The 16,770-nt window shown below is 44.6% G+C and carries 17 protein-coding genes; 13 read left to right on the top strand and 4 right to left on the bottom strand.

The features are described 5' to 3' along the window. Positions 1 to 44 precede the first annotated feature (44 nt). The 5 genes from ACSW3C_RS01850 (at position 45) to rarD (ending at position 5,446) form a co-directional block, all read left to right on the top strand. Positions 45 to 1,178 (top strand): cysteine desulfurase family protein, encoded by a 1,134-nt coding sequence (locus tag ACSW3C_RS01850; RefSeq protein ID WP_486560568.1) that lies wholly within the window; start codon positions 45 to 47, stop codon positions 1,176 to 1,178. Next, positions 1,179 to 2,381 carry a tRNA uracil 4-sulfurtransferase ThiI gene (thiI, locus tag ACSW3C_RS01845; RefSeq protein WP_486560567.1) on the top strand — a complete coding sequence of 401 codons (1,203 nt, stop codon included), beginning with the start codon at positions 1,179 to 1,181 and terminating at the stop codon, positions 2,379 to 2,381. Positions 2,382 to 2,459: 78 nt separating this feature from the next. After that, positions 2,460 to 2,669 (top strand): alpha/beta-type small acid-soluble spore protein, encoded by a 210-nt coding sequence (locus ACSW3C_RS01840; RefSeq protein ID WP_486560566.1) that lies wholly within the window; start codon positions 2,460 to 2,462, stop codon positions 2,667 to 2,669. A 170-nt stretch (positions 2,670 to 2,839) separates the two neighbouring features. After that, positions 2,840 to 4,411 carry an acyl-CoA synthetase MbcS gene (gene mbcS / locus ACSW3C_RS01835; RefSeq protein WP_486560565.1) on the top strand — a complete coding sequence of 524 codons (1,572 nt, stop codon included), beginning with the start codon at positions 2,840 to 2,842 and terminating at the stop codon, positions 4,409 to 4,411. Between the two features lie 129 nt (positions 4,412 to 4,540). Then, a complete protein-coding gene (rarD, locus tag ACSW3C_RS01830; RefSeq protein ID WP_486560563.1) occupies positions 4,541 to 5,446 on the top strand; it encodes an EamA family transporter RarD in 906 nt (301 codons plus the stop codon). Between the two features lie 40 nt (positions 5,447 to 5,486). Here the strand turns inward: rarD and ACSW3C_RS01825 are convergent, their stop codons facing one another. Continuing rightward, positions 5,487 to 6,287: an NAD kinase gene (locus ACSW3C_RS01825; protein ID WP_486560562.1), complete on the bottom strand. Its 801-nt coding sequence runs from the start codon at positions 6,285 to 6,287 to the stop codon at positions 5,487 to 5,489. Between the two features lie 106 nt (positions 6,288 to 6,393). Between ACSW3C_RS01825 and sppA the strand changes: the two genes are divergently transcribed. The 5 genes from sppA to ACSW3C_RS01800 are packed head-to-tail and all read left to right on the top strand — an operon-like array spanning position 6,394 to position 10,719. Continuing rightward, positions 6,394 to 7,395, top strand: coding sequence for a signal peptide peptidase SppA (gene sppA / locus ACSW3C_RS01820; RefSeq protein WP_486560561.1), 1,002 nt, complete (start codon positions 6,394 to 6,396; stop codon positions 7,393 to 7,395). Between the two features lie 12 nt (positions 7,396 to 7,407). After that, positions 7,408 to 7,998 carry an RDD family protein gene (locus tag ACSW3C_RS01815; RefSeq protein ID WP_486560560.1) on the top strand — a complete coding sequence of 197 codons (591 nt, stop codon included), beginning with the start codon at positions 7,408 to 7,410 and terminating at the stop codon, positions 7,996 to 7,998. A gap of 33 nt (positions 7,999 to 8,031) precedes the next feature. Next, positions 8,032 to 8,538, top strand: coding sequence for a thiol peroxidase (gene tpx, locus ACSW3C_RS01810; RefSeq protein WP_486560559.1), 507 nt, complete (start codon positions 8,032 to 8,034; stop codon positions 8,536 to 8,538). 48 nt (positions 8,539 to 8,586) lie between these two features. Further along, entirely contained in the window at positions 8,587 to 9,504 is a 918-nt protein-coding gene (locus ACSW3C_RS01805; protein ID WP_486560558.1) for a class I SAM-dependent methyltransferase, read from the top strand. A gap of 18 nt (positions 9,505 to 9,522) precedes the next feature. Further along, positions 9,523 to 10,719 carry an acetate kinase gene (locus tag ACSW3C_RS01800; protein WP_486560556.1) on the top strand — a complete coding sequence of 399 codons (1,197 nt, stop codon included), beginning with the start codon at positions 9,523 to 9,525 and terminating at the stop codon, positions 10,717 to 10,719. Between the two features lie 40 nt (positions 10,720 to 10,759). Here the strand turns inward: ACSW3C_RS01800 and ACSW3C_RS01795 are convergent, their stop codons facing one another. Then, a complete protein-coding gene (locus tag ACSW3C_RS01795; protein ID WP_486560555.1) occupies positions 10,760 to 11,212 on the bottom strand; it encodes a universal stress protein in 453 nt (150 codons plus the stop codon). 361 nt (positions 11,213 to 11,573) lie between these two features. On the opposite strand from ACSW3C_RS01795, the gene ald reads away from it, so the two are divergent. Next, on the top strand, positions 11,574 to 12,692 hold the full coding sequence (gene ald, locus ACSW3C_RS01790) for an alanine dehydrogenase (protein ID WP_486560554.1): 1,119 nt from the start codon (positions 11,574 to 11,576) through the stop codon (positions 12,690 to 12,692). Between the two features lie 294 nt (positions 12,693 to 12,986). On the opposite strand, the gene ACSW3C_RS01785 is transcribed toward ald, so the two are convergent. Beyond that, the gene (locus ACSW3C_RS01785; RefSeq protein WP_486560553.1) at positions 12,987 to 14,084 is read right to left on the bottom strand and encodes a M24 family metallopeptidase; all 1,098 of its coding nucleotides are present in this window, start codon (positions 14,082 to 14,084) and stop codon (positions 12,987 to 12,989) included. Between the two features lie 125 nt (positions 14,085 to 14,209). Here ACSW3C_RS01785 and ACSW3C_RS01780 point away from each other — a divergent pair, with 125 nt between their 5' ends. Together ACSW3C_RS01780 and ACSW3C_RS01775 are read left to right on the top strand one after the other, a co-directional pair. Beyond that, positions 14,210 to 14,890, top strand: a complete 681-nt coding sequence (locus ACSW3C_RS01780) for a metal-dependent hydrolase (protein ID WP_486560552.1) — start codon at positions 14,210 to 14,212, stop codon at positions 14,888 to 14,890. Between the two features lie 147 nt (positions 14,891 to 15,037). Then, positions 15,038 to 16,345, top strand: a complete 1,308-nt coding sequence (locus tag ACSW3C_RS01775; RefSeq protein ID WP_486560868.1) for a DRTGG domain-containing protein — start codon at positions 15,038 to 15,040, stop codon at positions 16,343 to 16,345. Between the two features lie 23 nt (positions 16,346 to 16,368). Here the strand turns inward: ACSW3C_RS01775 and ACSW3C_RS01770 are convergent, their stop codons facing one another. Beyond that, on the bottom strand, positions 16,369 to 16,689 hold the full coding sequence (locus ACSW3C_RS01770) for a YtpI family protein (RefSeq protein ID WP_486560550.1): 321 nt from the start codon (positions 16,687 to 16,689) through the stop codon (positions 16,369 to 16,371). Between the last annotated feature and the right edge of the window lie 81 nt (positions 16,690 to 16,770).

Here is a 16,770-nt window from a genome sequence, read left to right as displayed (position 1 = left end):
AAAAATTCAGGCGTCTCCAATAAAAAATAAAGGATGTGAAAGAAATGGCCTATTTTGATAATAGTGCAACAACTAGACCCGACGAAGAAGTGCTAACCTCTTTTGTCGAGGCGAACAGGCGCTTTTTTGCCAATCCCGCTTCCATCCATGGGAAAGGAAGAGAGGCGGAAGCCTTACTGGAGCGATCCAGAGAACAAATCCGCTCTTTAGTAGGCAGTCAAGATGCAGAGGTTATTTTCACCTCTGGCGGTACAGAAGCCAATAATTTAGCTGTCATTGGTTTTGCCTATGCGCTTCGTTCGAGAGGCTCTCACATCATTACAACGGCCATTGAACATCCATCCGTCCTGAATGCTTGTCAATTTTTGGAGCGAAACGGCTTTGAAGTGGATTATTTGCCTGTGGATGAGCAAGGCCGAATATCACTTGAACAATTAGCGCAGCTAGTACGGAAGGAAACGACCGTTGTTAGTATCATGCATGTGAATAACGAAATTGGAACCATTCAGCCGATTGAACAGGCTGTAGAAATCGTTCATCAAAACTCCCGAGCGATATTTCATTCGGATTGTGTGCAAAGTTTCGGCAAGCTGCCTGTCAAGCTTCATAATATTGGGCCGGATGCTATTACCGTTTCAGCACATAAAATCAATGGATTAAAGAACTCTGGAGTGCTCTTGATGAAAAAAGGCATGACACCATCGCCGATTAATTTCGGCGGCGGCCAGGAGAAAGGTGTCCGCAGTGGAACCGTTTCAGTTCCAAATGCGGTGGCTGCTGCGAAAGCGATGCGGCTAAGCGCCGTGGAACAGGAAAATGAAACGTACCGCAAATGGCGAAACCGATTGATTCAATTTGTAAACCAATATGAAGGTGTTCAAGTGATCGCACCACAATGCGGCGCACCCCATATAGTATCTCTCGCTTTTTCGAAAATTAAAGGCGAAGTGGCTGTCAATTATTTTCAGGAAAACGGGATTTATCTTTCAACGTCGAGTGCCTGTTCTTCAAAGAGTTTGAATGCCGGTCATGTGATTGAGGCAATTCATTTGAAACAGGAGTACAAATTCGGAGTTGTTCGGATCAGTTTTGGAAAAGATAATACCGATGAGGAAATAAAAAAATTCGAGACTGTTTTTTCTGCATTTATGAAACTGCTTGGAAGGGAATTGAAATAGATGGAATGGAATGAGCTGTTAATCCGTTATGGAGAATTATCACTTAAAGGTAGAAATCGAAATACATTCGTACGGAGATTGAAAAAGAATATTCAATTAGCGATGCGGGATCTTCCGACAGTGAAGCTGCGCGCAGAACGCGACCGTATGTTTCTGCAGGCGAGTGATCATGAGGATATGAAGGAAGCGATTGAACGTCTTCCTTCTATATTTGGCATCCAATCGTTCAGCCCGGTTGCCAAATGTCAGGCAGAGCTGGAAGCAATCAAAGCAAAGGCGCTCGACGTCATCGCGTCAGTTGAAACGGCAGACAAGACTTTCAAAGTGGAAATCAAGCGTTCTGACAAATCATTTCCGCTCGTGACGGGGGAACTTCAACAAGAAATAGGCGGCCATGTATTGCGCCATTTCCCTGAACTCGTTGTTAAGATGAAAAAGCCGGATATCCAACTGCTTGTCGATATTAGAAGTGATGGAGCCTTTTTGACAGCTGCGACATATAAAGGCGCAGGCGGCATGCCTGTGGGCTCGAATGGCCATTCTCTGCTCATGTTGTCTGGTGGAATTGATAGCCCGGTAGCAGGCTACTTAATGATGAAAAGAGGCGTGTCGCTAGATGCGATCCACTTTGCGAGCCCGCCATTTACAAGTGAGATGGCGCAGAAAAAAGTAATGGATCTGGCTGATCGGCTAGGTACGTTCGGGGCAGATATACGCCTTCATGTTATCCCTTTCACGGAACTGCAGCAAGCGATTGTCAAACAAGTGCCAAACAACTTGTCCATGACGACAACAAGAAGAATCATGTTGGAAATTGCGGATAAAGTGAGAGGCGAAATCGGTGCGATGGGTATTGTCACCGGAGAAAGCCTCGGACAGGTTGCCAGCCAGACGCTTGACAGCATGACGGCCATCAATGCTGTAACGTCCACACCTGTGCTGCGTCCGTTAATTGCATCCGATAAACTGGAGATCATTGAAATCGCACAGCGTATTGGCACATATGATATTTCAATCCGGCCATTCGAAGATTGCTGTACTATTTTTACACCGTCTAATCCGAAGACGAAACCTCGTCTCGAGAAGGTAACACATTATGAGAGCTATTTTGATTTTACTCCGCTGATTAATGAGGCAATTGCCAAGCGGACTGTTATCGATCAGGGGGCAAAGCAGCCAACTGATTTTGACGATTTATTATAAAAGAAAAAATTACCATAAATCCTCCTGCATGATTTTTTGGATACAGTCCATTCTATAGTCACAAGGAGGTGAGAGACAATGTCAAACAACAACAGCAACTCAAACCAACTTCTAGTTCCTGGTGCACAACAAGCTCTTGATCAAATGAAGTATGAGATCGCACAAGAATTCGGAGTGCAACTTGGAGCAGATGCTACATCGCGTGCCAACGGTTCCGTCGGCGGAGAAATCACGAAGCGATTAGTACGTCAAGCTCAATCGCAAATGAACAACTACACACAACAATAACATGCTTTAAAGAAAGTCGTCCCGTGTAAACGGGGCGGCTTTTTCTATCCTCCTTAGCATAGCCGTATTTTGTTTGTTCATGTGTTCTTCAATAAAATATGGAGTCCGAAAATTGATATCAATTAAAAAAATCCGTATAATTAATGGAAAGAAAAAGGGGGGACTGTTCTATGAAGCGTGAAGAATTACTTGCACCCGAACAATACAATATCGTTTCCGAATTTGAACGGTATGCAGATGGCAGTGGCAAAGAAGCATTGATATATGTCAATGCACATGGTGCAGAAGATCGGATTACATATGATCATTTAATGGTTGAAGCCAAAAAGGCTGCTGCCGTTTTCACTGAAAATGGCCTTCAAAAAGGCGATATCGTACTGGTGATGGTGCCGAGAAGAATTGAAGCCTATATTACATACATTGGAGCACTGATGGCGGGGATTGCAGTCATTCCAAGCTCGGAAATGCTGAGAGCGTCTGACATCGAATATCGCTTAGCACATAGTGGCGCGAAAGCCATCGTCGCTTACGAGGCTTTTACGGATCAATTTGCAGAGGTAAAAAATATGGGTGACGTCAAGTTATTTGTTATCGGAAAGGCAAAAGAAGGTCAGCTCTCATTAACTGAATTAATGGAACAAACATCTTCCGATTTTTCGCCACCCAAAACGAAGGGCTCGGATATGGCCTTTCTATCTTATACGTCAGGCACAACGGGCAAGCCGAAGGGTGTTGTTCATACACATGCCTGGGGATATGCACATTTGAGGACGGCAGGAGAAAAGTGGCTTGGCATTAAAGAAGGGGATGTCGTATGGGCGACCGCAGCTCCGGGATGGCAAAAGTGGATCTGGTCCCCGTTCCTATCTGTTTTGGGAAGTGGAGCTACAGGACTCGTATACGATGGGAAATTTGATGTAGTCACTTATTTAAACCTGATCGGGAAATATCAAGTAAATGTGTTATGCTGCACACCGACGGAATACCGCTTTATGGCAAAGGCTGATCAATTGGAGCAATACGATCTATCATCCATCCGCAACGCAGTATCAGCGGGAGAGCCTTTGAATCGTGAAGTGATTGATATCTTTGACAAAGTATTCTCCTTGGCTGTCCGTGATGGTTACGGCCAAACGGAAAATACATTGCTTGTAGGTACGATGGTCGGCATGGAAGCGAGACCTGGATCAATGGGCAAACCGACTCCTGGAAATAAAGTGGATATCGTAGATGGAGAAGGGAAGCCTGTGGAGCCGGGCCAGGTCGGAGACATCGCAGTCCATATATCCACTCCCGCTTTGTTCAAGGAATATTTGAATGATCCGGAGCGGACTAAAATGCAGTTCCGTGGCGATTATTATATTACAGGGGATCGGGCAAAACTAGACGAGGATGGCTATTTCTGGTTTGAAGGCCGTGGAGATGATATCATTATCAGCTCCGGATATACGATTGGCCCGTTCGAAGTGGAAGATGCGCTCACGAAGCATGAAGCTGTCAGGGAATGTGCGGTAGTGGCAAGTCCCGATGAAGTCAGAGGCAGCGTTGTAAAAGCGTTTATTGTTCTAAGAGATCCTGCCAGGAAAAGCGAAGAAGGACTTGTGGAAGACTTGCAGGAACATGTCAAGAGATTGACCGCTCCTTATAAATATCCAAGAAAGATCGAATTTATGGATGAACTTCCAAAGACGGCTTCCGGTAAAATCATGCGCGTGGAGTTGCGTAAAAAGGAACAACAGTGACATATAAATTGAACCGTTTGCTACGAAAAATAGGCAAACGGTTTTTTCTGTTCTTTACGTATAAAAAACTTAGGTCTATAATGACATTATTCTTTCGTAACATGAAATAATAAAGGAGGTCATCTGTCCATGCAAACAGACCGCAATGGTGTCATCTGGGTGGTCGCTTCATTCGTCATATGGGGTTTCATGCCGATTTATTGGAAATACCTCGAGCATGTCAGCAGTGATGAAATTTTAACAGGCCGCATCGTATGGGCATTCATATCAACCGTCCTTGTGGTTTTGCTTATCCGCGGAGGTAGACAACTCGTCCATGACTTCCGTAAATTATGGAAGGATCAGCGAAGTTTCTGGAGCTTATTTGCAGCTTCTGTTTTGGTAACGTCAAATTGGTTTATTTACATATGGGCCGTCAATCATCATTTTATCGTTCAAACGAGTCTGGGGTATTATATGAATCCCCTTGTATCTGTTTTGTTAGGTGTACTATTTTTAAAAGAGAAGATGTCCTCAGCACAAAAAGCGGCATTTGTACTTGCTGCAATTGGGGTCATTACAATGGTCTTTTTTTATGGGAAATTCCCTTGGATTGCCGTCGGACTCGCCTTGTCATTTGCAGTCTATGGATTCATTAAGAAGAACATTCAATTAGATGCATTGCGTGGGCTGGCAATCGAAACGATGTTCATCTTTCCGTTTGCAGTAGGGTATTATATCTGGTTGTTTATTACAGGTGAAGCCCGTTTCCTCCATGTCAACACACAGACAGATATTTTGCTCATTTTGACAGGGGTGGCAACGGCACTTCCTCTTGTTCTCTATGCAAAAGGGGTTCAGCGGATTCCTCTTTATATGTCCGGTTTTATTCAATACATTGCACCGACCTTGATGCTGATTATCGGTGTTCTTATGTATCATGAGACGTTTGGACAGCAAGAGTTATTATCTTTCTCTTTCATTTGGGCGGCCCTTATCTTATTTACAACATCCAAAGTATATGAGACCGTAAAAATGAGAAGAAGCCATGTATGAAAAAAACAGGCCGCCGGTGCAACCAGGCAGGCCTGTTTTTTCATAGATAAATCCGCTGAACCTTCTCCCAGAACGAATTGTTTTTCAATTTCACTGTTTTAACAATTTTAGTACTCAGCTCTATTTCGACATTTTCAACTCTGCGAATGCCAAGAGCTTCGTTATCCACCGCGACAGACGGGAAGTTATTCCCATCCTGATGAACATGGAGACGTAGCTTTCGATGGCCGCTGAGTATGAAGGGAGAACCTAATGTCCGATAGCTATTGTTATTAACCGAAGCCAATTCCGTTACTTGGAAACATGGCAGTAAAGGATCGATGACGGCCCCGCGGACTGACTTATTGTAGGCTGCACTCCCGGTCGGAGTTGAGATGATCAGGCCATCTCCTAGAAATGTTTCGAAACATTGCTCGTCAATCAGAATGTCCAAAATGAAGGTCCGAATGATATTTGAACGGATACTGAACTCGTTTAGGCAATAGAATGGTTCATGGCCGTCAATCGCCACTTGGAGCAACGGATACCGCCTTACTTCGATTTCGGATCTTCGGATAGATTGAATCACTTCGAGCAGTTGATTGTAATGGAAATCGCAATACATGGCGTGCCTGCCCGCCGTCAAAATGCCTGCATAGAGGCAGTCTTGCCTGAATCCGGTTTTCCGGACAGCTTGCAAAAAGGTGCCATCTGTACCAAGTGAGATGATGATGTTAGCATCGCTTGCTTGGTCGGTTACAAAAAATCCTTCATGATGGAGGGCGTCTTTCACAATTTCCTTCTTGGCAAGTGATTCTGCATCCTGTTTTGAAAAGATATAAATATTCCTTCGGTCGGCCATACAGCAGCCTCCTCTCAAATAATTTGACGGCAATTGAGGTAAGAATGAAACGTTTTATCGTTACTATCGTATAAGATTAATGAATGAAAGGAAAGGGGTTGCTATTATGAACAGCAAAAGATGGATTGCGATAATTGCGGCGGCCGCATTACTTGTGGTATCAATTGGCGTTAATTCGTTATCGTACATATTTACGAGGGATTTCACTTCGTTTTGGGACAGTATTAACGATCCCGCGATGCTTACGGAGAATGTGATTGAACAAGGAAGAGGAAACGAACGAATTGCTGTCTTGTCGCTCGATGGCGTTATTCAGGATGTGCCGAGCTCTCTTTTTGGCGCTGCCGGTTACGATCATCAGTTTTTCATGAGCCAGCTCGATTCGATCTATGAAGATCCAACGGTAAAAGGAGTCGTCCTTGTTGTCAATTCCCCTGGTGGAGGCGTCATGGAATCCTCCGATATCTACGATGCGATCCGTTCGATCCAGACGGACAGGGAAATTCCATTCTATGTTGCAATGGGCGGCATGGCAGCTTCGGGAGGATATTACGTCTCGGCGCCTGCTGAGAAAATTTTCGTCCATCCCGAGACCATAACAGGTTCGATCGGTGTCATTATGGAAAGTGTCAATTATGCGAAGCTGGCAGAGAAATACGGAATTGATTTCAACACGATTAAAACAGGGCCGTATAAGGATATCATGAGCGGCTCCAGGGAAATGACTGAAGAAGAACGCAATATGCTTCAAGAAATGATCAACGATTCCTATGAGCGATTCGTTGATATCGTAGCGGAGGGCCGTCATATGTCAGTCCAGGATGTGAAGAAAGTGGCAGACGGAAGAATTATGAATGGCCGTCAAGCGATTGAGGCGGGTCTTGCGGATGAAGCAGGAAAACCTGGCGATGCCATTGCTGCGATGAAAGAAGATTTCGGGCTGGAAGATGCATCCGTATTTGAGTACGCTTCATCAGACAGTTTTGGTTCGCTGTTTGGTGTGAAGTTGGATGGCTTGTTTGGTCGCAATGTAGAAACGGAACTGATCGGCAAATTATTATCCGATTATGATGCACCTCGGATGATGTATTTATATGGTGAGAAATAAGGAGGGATCAGGATGACGGAGCATAACAATGAACTGATTCCATCCTCAGCCGCAGGTATGGATCAACACAAGGCGCCGCGTTATGAAATGGTCAGAACGGAACAGTTTCTGCCTAAATACGCAGGTTTCTGGATGAGGTTCTGGGCGTATATCATCGATTTGATCATCGTCTCATCCATAAGCGGCATCGTAGTCAAACCGATTTTCAGGGTGGCGGGATTTGAAATAACGAACCCGGATTTTCTCCTCTTCAGCCCATATAAAATTGTTCTTCTGCTTCTGTTTTTAACATATTTTTCGCTCATGACTAAATTGCTGGGTCAGACAGCCGGAAAGATGATTTTAGGTATACGGGTTATTCAAAAGAATGAGGAGCCATTGACATGGAGCACCATTCTATTCCGGGAAGTCATCGGGCGTTTCATCTCCAAAACCTTGCTCATCCCGTATTTGCTAGCTATATTCATGCCGAAGAAGGAAGCGTTGCATGACTTGTTTGCAGATACAGCTGTCATCCATGAGCACTCTTTTGAAAAGAAGACAGTTATGGTGAAACGGCAAGTGGACGAGGGGGAACAGTTGCAAGACGCTCCGCATGTTTAGTAGAATGAAGGAAATTGAGAAGGAGGCGTCTTGATGATGAAAGTTACATTTAAAAACAATCCTGTAACGCTGCTCGGTAAAGAAGTGACAGTAGGGGATAAAGCTCCTGATTTTACAGTTTTATCAAATGATCTGCAACCTGTCACGCTTGCCAGCTCCAAGGGGAAGATTCGATTGATCAGTGTTGTTCCATCTATTGATACAGGCGTTTGTTCAGAGCAGACGAAAAAATTCAATGACGAAGCGAATTCCTTCGGAGATGACATCGAAGTGATGACGATCTCAGTCGATCTTCCGTTTGCACAGGCAAGATGGAAGGCGGATGCAGGAATCGAGAATCTTAAACTCCTATCCGACCATCGTGATCTTTCATTCGGGGAAGCGTATGGAGTGGCTATAAATGAACTTCGCCTTCTTGCTCGTTCCATCTTCGTCATCGACAAAGAGGATACGGTCCAATATGTGGAGTACGTGAGCGAAGTGACGAACCATCCAGATTATGATAAAGCGCTGGAAGCGGTAAAAAAATTATCGGAATAATAGAGACCCACTCGGAAACGGGTGGGTTTTCAAATAGAGGGATTGAATATGACAAATACTGAAACCATTTTTACATTCATTGATGAAAAAGCAAGCAAAGAGCAAGGCGATTATTTGGACGGGATTATTTCTGCCTGCGAGTCCTGGCTCTCAGGAACTGAAACCCCGAATGTCACAAACGATGTGACAAAGGAGGAAATCAGGAGAGGGCTGCAACTCGCGATTTTAAAAGGGATGAAGGAGAATGCCCAGCCACATCATCAAATGACGCCGGATGCAATCGGTATCTTAGTCGGTTATATGGCAAGCCAACTTGTCCAGTCGAAAAAGGATGTTACCTTGCTGGATCCTGCAGCAGGTACTGGCAATCTTCTTTATACTGTCATGAATGCCATAGAGGAAACTGCTAACGCTTCAGCCGTAGAAATCGATGACTTGCTTGTCCGTCTGGCAGCTGTCTCGGCTGAACTATTGGAACAGCCGGTCCGCTTCTATGTGCAGGATGGCTTGCGGCCGTTGCTTGTTGATCCGGTTGATCTTGTGATCAGTGATTTGCCGGTCGGTTATTATCCGGACGATGATAATGCACTAAATTTTGAAATGATGCCGGCAGAAGGACATGCTTACTCTCATCATCTCTTTATTGAACAGTCGTTGAATCATTTGAAGCCGGGCGGTTTCGGTCTCTTTATTACAACGGTCAATCTTTTTGAATCCGACCAGGCAGAGTTGCTGCAAAAGTACTTGAAGCGGCATGCACTCATTCGGGCAATCATTCAACTGCCGGATTCTCTGTTCAAAAATGTAGCGCACGCAAAATTCATTTTGATCCTTCAAAAACCATTAGAAGAAATGGCTGCAAAAAGTGCGCCTGATGTTCTGCTGGCAAAAGTGCCTGATATGATGGATAAAGGATTAATGTCCCAATTTTTCCGTAAGATAGACAACTGGATCGAGGAAATGTAACGAGAAGGGGTTTTGTAGATGTTGTTGATGGCTGTTAATGCGGGAAGCTCTTCATTGAAATTTCAACTATTGCAAATGCCTGAAGAACAGGTCGTTGTAAAAGGCCGGTTTGAAAGGATCGGGTTGCCTCAATCCATTTTTGTCATGCAGTCTGAACAGGTCGATATATATGAAACGATAGAGATCAAATCTCATGCGGAAGCTGTTCGAATGCTATTAGAGTCCATTATTAGCAAGGGGATCATTGCTTCGTATGACGAAATTGACGGAATCGGCCATCGTGTCGTGCACGGAGGGGAGCAATTCGCTGAATCAGTCGTCATTGATGAACAAGTGATTCGCGAAATTGATAAGCTTTCGAAGTTCGCCCCGTTACATAACCCGGCAAACATCGTCGGCATTGTGGAATTCAAAAAGGCGTTGCCTGCTGTTCCGGCAGTCGCTGTCTTTGACACGGCATTTCACCAGACAATGCCCGAAAGTTCCTATTTGTATCCGCTGCCTTACGAATACTATAAAAACTACGGAATCCGTAAATATGGTTTTCACGGGACAAGCCATCAATATGTAACGGAACGGGCGGCAAAGCTTTTGAATCGGCCTTTGGCGGACACAAGATTCATTTCTTGCCATCTAGGTAATGGAGCAAGCATAGCCGCAGTAAAAGGCGGAAAATCATTGGACACCTCGATGGGATTCACGCCATTGGCTGGCGTTACGATGGGAACACGGTCAGGCAACATCGATCCTGCCTTGATCCCGTATATTATGGAACAAACGGGCAAATCTGCTGAACAAGTGATCAGCGTGTTGAACCATCAATCCGGCATGCTGGCACTCTCCGGATTTTCGAGTGATCTCCGTGATATTGGCATGAAGGCAGCTGAAGGGGATCATCGTGCCCAGCTCGCATTAGATGTCTTTACGGACCGGATTCATAAGTATATCGGTTCGTACGCTGCCAGGATGGGGGGCGTAGATGCCATCATCTTTACGGCGGGGATTGGTGAAAACAGTCCAATTGTCCGGGAGAAAGTCCTGCAAGGCTTGGAATTCATGGGAGTTTATTTTGATCCGGATTTGAATGAAATAACGGGAAAAGAGGTACATATTAATTTTCCGTATTCCCCGGTTAAAGTTCTTGTCATCCCGACCAACGAAGAAATCATGATTGCGCGGGAAACGATGGAGACAGCTGGTTTATCCGTCCATTAATAAAGGAGCCGTACGGCTCCTTTTTAGATTTTCATATTACTTATAGTTCTTCTTCTGGAGTACGGACAACAAGTACATCGCATTTTGCTGAACGGACGATATTTTCCGATACGCTTCCGATCAGGAATCTTTCGACCTTGTTCAACCCTGTAGCGCCACAAATAATAAGATCTGCGTTCAACTTAAATGACAGGTCGCGTGTGATCATTGTTTTTGGAGAACCGTATTCTACATAAATATTAACGTTTTGCAGACCTGCTTTTTCTGCTTCCGCTTTGTAGCCGTTCAATAACTCTTCCGCAAATGTTTGAGCCCGTTCAGCGATAGACCGGTCATACGCTTCGACTGCCGCGTAGGATCGAGTATCGATGATGTTCACCAAATTTAGTGTTGCCGAGTTGCGTTCTGTAATGGCCATTGCTTTCTTAAACGCCCATTCCGATTCCTTCGATCCGTCCACTGCTACGATAATTTGTTTGTATTGCATTACCATACTGCTCACTCCATCCTTTTTCTATTTTCTTTACAATGTTACTCTTCGCTGGAAGTCTCGTAAAACCCTTCACGATTTTTTTGAAATCCGCGTCGAAATTCGACAAAAATCGTAACATTTCTATTTTCCTCTATTATCTTTACCCCGTTTTAGGAGCACTCAAAAACTTCTCGTCCCGGCCATGCGAATTGACTAGTAAAATTAGCAGATTCATGGATCTCATAATCTATTTATATGAATATTCCGGTTATGATAAAAAAGAAGCAAAACTTATTCGTATCTGATAAGATTGAATACGAATTGGTCAATTGTATCCTTACGGTTTGACCGCCGATATTTTTTCTAACTAGGAGGAATTGTGATGCGAATTGGTGTTCCAAAAGAGGTTAAAAACAACGAAAACCGGGTCGCTATGACACCGGCTGGCGCATTTAACCTAAGTTCCGCTGGACATGAAGTATTAATTGAAACAGGAGCGGGTCTTGGTTCCAGCTTCACTGATGAGGATTACATCGAAGCTGGTGCGAAAATTGTCTCGTCAGCAGAAGAAGCATGGGCTGCGGACATGGTTATGAAAGTAAAAGAGCCATTGGCTTCCGAATATGGGTACTTCCGTGAAGGGCTTATCCTCTTCACATACTTGCATTTGGCGCCTGAGTTGGAATTGACAAAAGCGCTGCTTGACAACAAAGTTGTTGGAATCGCTTACGAAACAGTTCAGCTTCCAAATAATTCATTGCCACTTCTGGCACCGATGAGTGAAGTTGCTGGACGTATGGCGACACAAATCGGAGCGCAATACCTCGAAAAAATTCAAGGTGGGAAAGGGATCCTTCTTTCCGGCGTACCAGGGGTTTCCCGAGGAAAAGTAACAGTTATCGGCGGTGGACAAGCAGGTACGAATGCAGCGAAAATCGCAGTCGGTATGGGTGCTCAAGTTACTGTGCTCGACTTGTCTGTTGAACGTCTTCGCCAATTGGATGAAATGTTCGGAAACGACATTCAAACACTTGTTTCCAACCCATTCAATATTGCAGAATCAGTAAAAGATTCCGATCTAGTTATCGGTTGTGTACTGATCCCAGGTGCAAAAGCGCCTAAACTTGTCTCCGAAGAAATGGTTAAATCCATGAAACCGGGCTCTGTCCTTGTTGATATTGCGATTGACCAAGGCGGCATTTTTGAAACATCTGATCGTGTTACAACACATGATAATCCAACTTATGAAAAACACGGTGTCGTTCACTACGCAGTAGCGAACATGCCAGGAGCTGTTCCACGTACGTCTACAATGGCGCTTACTAATGTAACGGTTCCATATGCACTTCAAATTGCGAATAAAGGGTATAAGCAAGCTTGCTTAGACAATCCTGCACTTCAAAAAGGCATTAACACGTTAGAAGGCCATGTCACATATAAAGCAGTTGCGGATGCACAAGGCTTGGAGTATGTTGCGGCTGAAACGCTTTTGAATAAATAATTTAAAGGGCTGTCCGGAAAATCAGTGATCACTGATTTTCTGTGGCAGTCTTTTTTATGAAATTTAATAAACGAGGGAGACTTCCGATAATGTCTGTAATCATCGTTCATTCGCCGATGTTTATCGGTCATTTCCCAGAAGTTATCGACCATCCCATTATTATTGTTGTTATGTGGTTAAATCAACTACCCAAGCTCTATTTGAAGAATACTATGTGCACAGAGCGTCTTCTAACATTACAACAAAAAAACAAGAGGAGAAAACGACTGATTTTCTCCTCCAGTTCAATGATGATTATGGTTGAATAATTCTTAGTTCTTTCGGGAATTTGGTCAATACTTCAACGCCGTCAGCCGTTACGACGACATCATCCTCGATCCGTACACCCGTAATTTCAGGGTTGTAAATGCCCGGCTCGATTGTGAAAACCATGCCTTCTTGCAATTCCAGTTCATTCGTTCCTGTGATGGAAGGGAACTCATGCACGGAAATACCGAGTCCATGGCCGAGACGGTGCGTGAAGTATTCTCCGTATCCCGCCTCTGTAATGACGTCGCGAGCCGCTTTGTCTAGATCGCGTGCTTTAACGCCAGGGCGGACGAGGTCAATTGCAGCCTGTTCGGCGTTTTTGACCGTTTCGTAGATTTTGCGTTTTTCTTCATCGGGTTCACCAAATGCGACGGTGCGCGTAATATCTGAACAATATCCCTTATACACGACGCCAAGGTCGAACAGAATGAAATCGCCTTTTTGAATTTTCCGTTCTCCAGGATTGCCGTGCGGTGATGCTGTTTTTGGACCGGAAAGCACCATCGTATCGAATGCCATTTTCTCGGCACCTTTTTTCTTCATTTCAAATTCGATGGCCATTAGAATTTCAAGCTCCGATTTGCCTTCTGCAATTTCTCGGCAGCCGACTTCCACTGCATAATCGGCAAGTTCTGCCGCTTTGCGCAGTTTGTCCAGCTCTGATTCATCTTTGATGTTGCGCATGTTGTTCAGCTGCTCATCGATGCGTACGAGATTGGCGCCATGGAAGATTTCCTCCATCCGCTCCATCCGCTCCACTGTGAGGTGCGCTTTTTCAATCGCGATGGTAGAAAGTTCAGAGCCACGGGCCTTCGCCGCGTTTGCGACCAACTCCCATGCATCGTCCGTATCTGCATGGCCGACTGCTTCAAAGGACCAGCCGGCTGCCTTCACATCAGGCACTTCCATCAATGGGCAGATAATAAAAGGCTCCGCCTCTCGGAACACCATTACACCTAATAGCCGCTCATGCGGATTACTATGGAATCCGGAAAGATAGAATACATTATCCGGAGTTGTAATAAATGCTGCGTCCATCTGGTTTTGTTGTAAATACTGCTGGATTTCTTTTACTTTTTGCACGGTAATTCCTCCTTATCAAGTATATCTTAACAAAAAAGAGGGTTTTCATGTTATATAAAGAACAAAGAAAAGGGTGGGAAATACAGCAAGACAAATTAAAATTCAAAACCTGGAGGGATTGCGACATGAAAATTTCATATCATGGTCATTCAGTCGTCAAAATTGAGACAAACGGGAAGACGATTTTGATCGATCCATTTTTGACCGGTAACGGGCTCACGGATTTGGATCCCGAAAAGGAAAGTCCGGATGTCATTTTGTTAACACACGGACATAATGATCATGTAGGCGATACGATGGAAATTGCAAAGAGATGTGGAGCTTTAGTTGTCGCGCCGAATGAATTGGCTGTCTACTTAGGATGGCAAGGTCTTAATACGCACGGCATGAATATTGGGGGAGCTAAGGAATTTGATTTTGGCACCGTGAAATTTACGAAAGCATTCCATAGCTCTTCTTATACGACGGAGAACAACGAGATCATTTATACCGGAATGCCAACTGGAATTTTGTTTTCCGCGGAAGGCAAGACCATTTACCACGCAGGAGACACCTCTCTGTTCGGAGATATGGAGTTAATCGGAAAGATGAATGATATTGATGTCGCATTCCTGCCGATCGGCGATAACTTCACAATGGGTCCTTCTGATGCCGCGGAAGCTGTCAAATTATTAAATCCAAAATTGACGGTGCCGATCCATTTTAATACGTTCCCGCCTATTCAACAGGATCCGCTGGACTTTAAAAATCTGGTTGAGTCCCATGATGTGAAAGTGATGGAAGCAGGAGACGCCATTCAACTATAAGAAGTTCGGCACGGTCCAGTTTTTGGGCCGTGCCATTTTAATTGTGCCAGGCTGCCAGATTGAAGGTGAACGAGATGTTGTCCTATGCGCTATTCCTATCCGGATGTGATAAAATGGCTATATGCACTTAGAGAAAAAGGTGAAAAGATGTCGACAAAACACGAATTGATACTTCGATATATTGAAGGGCTTGCTGTCGGAGAAAAAATATCTGTAAGGCAAGTGGCAAAAGCGTTGTCGGTCAGCGAAGGGACAGCTTACCGGGCAATCAAAGAAGCAGAAAACCAAAAATTGGTCAATACGATCGAACGTGTCGGCACGATCCGGATCGAGAAGAAAAAGAAGGAGAACATTGAAAGACTGACGTTCGCAGAAGTGGTTAATATCGTTGACGGCGTCGTGCTGGGCGGCAGAGGCGGTTTGCATAAGACGTTGACGAAGTTTGTCATCGGCGCAATGCAGCTGGAGGATATGAGACGGTATATCGATGCTGGCAGCTTGTTGATTGTCGGGAACAGGCAAAGGGCACATGAACTTGCGTTGAGGGCGGGAGCTGCAGTCCTTGTAACCGGGGGATTCGATGCTGCGGACGATGCAAAAAAACTGGCGGACGAATTGAATCTGCCTATCATCTCTTCCAGTTATGACAGCTTCACGGTGGCGACGATGCTGAACAGAGCCATTTATGACCAGCTGATCGAAAAAGAGATCCTGCTCGTTGAGGATATTTTAACACCAGGTTCTGAAACAATCACATTCTCTCCTAAAGATACGGTCGGACTTTTCAATGATGTGAATAGGTCGACAACACATTCCGGGTATCCTGTCATTGAGAGCAACGGAAAAGTGGTCGGGATTGTCACTTCCCGAGATGCTGTCGGGAAATCGGAAGATGAGTTGATTGAAAAGGTGATGACGACCCATCCAATAACCGTGACAGGGAAAACGAGTGTTGCGTCGGCAGGGCATAGCATGATCTGGGAAGGGATTGAGCTCATGCCAGTTGTCAGTGACTCTGGTTTGCTAGAAGGCATTATCAGCCGGCAAGACGTATTAAAAGCATTCCAAATGACGCAGCGGCAGCCTCAGCAAGGGGAAAAAATAGATGATATCGTCAAAAATCAGATGAAAACGGTTGCTGATGATCCGCAATCCATTGAGTTTGTCGTTGCACCCCAAATGACAAATCAGTTTGGCTCCCTATCATACGGTGCTTTGACGACTTTGCTGACGGAAGTCGGAAACCGGGCTATCAAAATGAAAAAACGCGGCGAAAGCTTGCCAGAGAATATGACGGTCTACTTTATCAAACATGTCCAGCTTGGCAGCACGGTCATTGTAAAACCGAGGATTTTACATATGAGCAGACGGTTTGTAAAAGTCGATTTTGATTTGGTGTCTGATGGTGAATTGATTGCTAAGGCCATGATTATGTACCAGTTGTTTGAACGATGAAAAAACTGATGCCAAGGATGGCATCAGTTCTCGTTTAATCTCGTCTCTTCTTCAATGAAACGCTTGTAATGTTTTGTTGCCTTCATGTTGAAAATGAAGACGTACAGGCCGAAAAGGATGAATATCGCGGCTACGACATACGTAATTGTACCTTGGAACAGCAACATTTGATTCACCCCGAAAAAGAAAAGCAAACTGCCGAGGAATGAACCGGCTTTGCTGGCAAACATTTTCTTTCGTATGGGAAATACATGGCTAGTACGGAATTGCCGGGTTTTAAAATAAAAATAGAAAACCCCGGATGCCACGATGAAGAAGACGAGAAAGAAATTTAATGTTTTCATATCAAAAGCCCTCCAGTAAAGACCTTATTCTATTGTAGCGGCTTTCAAATGGGAATGCGAACAGAAATTATCGATTTGGGA

The sequence above is a fragment of the Sporosarcina sp. AD_1 genome, from assembly GCF_057373025.1.
This window is presented reverse-complemented; position numbering and strand designations above follow the sequence as displayed.

Excerpts from the sequence above, each read along its gene's own strand:
- ACSW3C_RS01805 (WP_486560558.1), top strand. The coding sequence starts at position 8,587 with ATGACAAATACTGAAACCATTTTTACATTCATTGATGAAAAAGCAAGC.
- ACSW3C_RS01840 (WP_486560566.1), top strand. The coding sequence starts at position 2,460 with ATGTCAAACAACAACAGCAACTCAAACCAACTTCTAGTTCCTGGTGCA.
- rarD (WP_486560563.1), top strand. The coding sequence starts at position 4,541 with ATGCAAACAGACCGCAATGGTGTCATCTGGGTGGTCGCTTCATTCGTC.
- tpx (WP_486560559.1), top strand. The coding sequence starts at position 8,032 with ATGATGAAAGTTACATTTAAAAACAATCCTGTAACGCTGCTCGGTAAA.
- mbcS (WP_486560565.1), top strand. The coding sequence starts at position 2,840 with ATGAAGCGTGAAGAATTACTTGCACCCGAACAATACAATATCGTTTCC.
- ACSW3C_RS01825 (WP_486560562.1), bottom strand. The coding sequence starts at position 6,287 with ATGGCCGACCGAAGGAATATTTATATCTTTTCAAAACAGGATGCAGAA.
- ald (WP_486560554.1), top strand. The coding sequence starts at position 11,574 with ATGCGAATTGGTGTTCCAAAAGAGGTTAAAAACAACGAAAACCGGGTC.
- ACSW3C_RS01770 (WP_486560550.1), bottom strand. The coding sequence starts at position 16,689 with ATGAAAACATTAAATTTCTTTCTCGTCTTCTTCATCGTGGCATCCGGG.
- ACSW3C_RS01795 (WP_486560555.1), bottom strand. The coding sequence starts at position 11,212 with ATGGTAATGCAATACAAACAAATTATCGTAGCAGTGGACGGATCGAAG.
- ACSW3C_RS01780 (WP_486560552.1), top strand. The coding sequence starts at position 14,210 with ATGAAAATTTCATATCATGGTCATTCAGTCGTCAAAATTGAGACAAAC.
- thiI (WP_486560567.1), top strand. The coding sequence starts at position 1,179 with ATGGAATGGAATGAGCTGTTAATCCGTTATGGAGAATTATCACTTAAA.
- ACSW3C_RS01850 (WP_486560568.1), top strand. The coding sequence starts at position 45 with ATGGCCTATTTTGATAATAGTGCAACAACTAGACCCGACGAAGAAGTG.
- ACSW3C_RS01775 (WP_486560868.1), top strand. The coding sequence starts at position 15,038 with ATGTCGACAAAACACGAATTGATACTTCGATATATTGAAGGGCTTGCT.
- sppA (WP_486560561.1), top strand. The coding sequence starts at position 6,394 with ATGAACAGCAAAAGATGGATTGCGATAATTGCGGCGGCCGCATTACTT.
- ACSW3C_RS01800 (WP_486560556.1), top strand. The coding sequence starts at position 9,523 with ATGTTGTTGATGGCTGTTAATGCGGGAAGCTCTTCATTGAAATTTCAA.
- ACSW3C_RS01815 (WP_486560560.1), top strand. The coding sequence starts at position 7,408 with ATGACGGAGCATAACAATGAACTGATTCCATCCTCAGCCGCAGGTATG.